This window comes from Bacillus sp. V33-4 (assembly GCF_002860225.1).
Taxonomy (GTDB): domain Bacteria; phylum Bacillota; class Bacilli; order Bacillales; family Cytobacillaceae; genus Bacillus_BJ; species Bacillus_BJ canaveralius.
Genome location: NZ_PGVC01000098.1, coordinates 1 through 1125 on the forward strand (window position 1 = coordinate 1; position 1125 = coordinate 1125).

The 1125-nt window shown below is 34.9% G+C and carries 1 protein-coding gene and 1 pseudogene; both read right to left on the bottom strand.

Annotated features, from left to right (window positions below):
- Positions 1 to 200: 200 nt before the first annotated feature.
- Entirely contained in the window at positions 201 to 710 is a 510-nt protein-coding gene (locus tag CVD23_RS21580; protein ID WP_101621588.1) for a DUF2247 family protein, read from the bottom strand.
- A pseudogene (locus tag CVD23_RS22225) lies at positions 710 to 1125 on the bottom strand (hypothetical protein); the annotation flags it as partial. The gene CVD23_RS21580 and the pseudogene CVD23_RS22225, both read right to left, overlap by 1 nt.

Genomic DNA, 1125 nt, shown 5'->3' on the forward strand with positions numbered 1-1125 from the left:
TGACACTTACTCGGGTTGGACTTTCACCAACTAGCAATTAACGGCTTGCTGGGCACGCACAAAATAAAAAACCTTGAAAGGCATAAAGCCAATCAAGGTTTTGTTCTTAACCTAGAGCTTTTCTATATTTTTTAAAATATAGTTTAATCTTTTAATAGAATCCATTTCTCCCGTTCACTCAAGAAAACTGGCTAATTAATTCATTTAGCATATGAAAATCTCTTACTTTGCTCATCTAAATATTTTTCCCAATTTTTATATAAACGTGCTTGATTTAACTCTATGCTTCCAAGATCAGGTCCATCCATAGGCATGTATCTTACAAAAGTAGCGATGTTTTCTGGATAGTCGAAATCAGCATATATTTGCTCTATTAAACCAAGAGGGTCTGAATATTGATCTTTTTTAGTAAATAACCAGTCTAGAATTAAATACAACCATTTCTCTTTAATGGTATCGACATCTTGATGTGGTTCTAATTGTGCTAATTCATCTAGATATGGATGAACTGGCTCGTCATGGTATAAAGATGCTAATTCAAATATTAAGCTGGACTCATTAGTATCTTCAGAAAGTAATGTTAAAGCGTGTTCAATTGCCGCTCCTGGTGGAAGAAAGTTTCTATCAATAGCATATTTTAATTCCTGCCAGGTAAACCTAGTTTTCTTTGATACATATTCATAAGTAAGTTCCATTAGTAGTGAATCCATTAATATCCTCCCTGATTTGGAAATCCGGTAATTTTCTCACCTGATATAAACCGTTGATGAGAAACTTTGCCACTTGGTGTTAACATATACTCGAAAATACCAGATTTACCATTAAATCCACCCTTCGTCTGAAGAAGTGTATATTGGGCACCATCTCCACCCTTAATATTAAAAACTCTTCCTGCAGCTAATTGCTCCTTAGTTAAAAAACTAGCAGCACGATGAGCCTTATCATTTTTTGTTAATGCAGTACCAATACGCTCTGCATTCATAATTTCATCTGCAGCAAGTGATGCCCTTAGTTTCTCAAATTGCGCAACATTTTTTGCACCATTATTAACCGTACCCTTAGCAAAGAATTGCAAGTCCAATTTCAAACCATTATTCCCTATACCCTCAGGCCTCAAATTAACTC

Excerpts from the sequence above, each read along its gene's own strand:
- CVD23_RS21580 (WP_101621588.1), bottom strand. The coding sequence starts at position 710 with ATGGATTCACTACTAATGGAACTTACTTATGAATATGTATCAAAGAAA.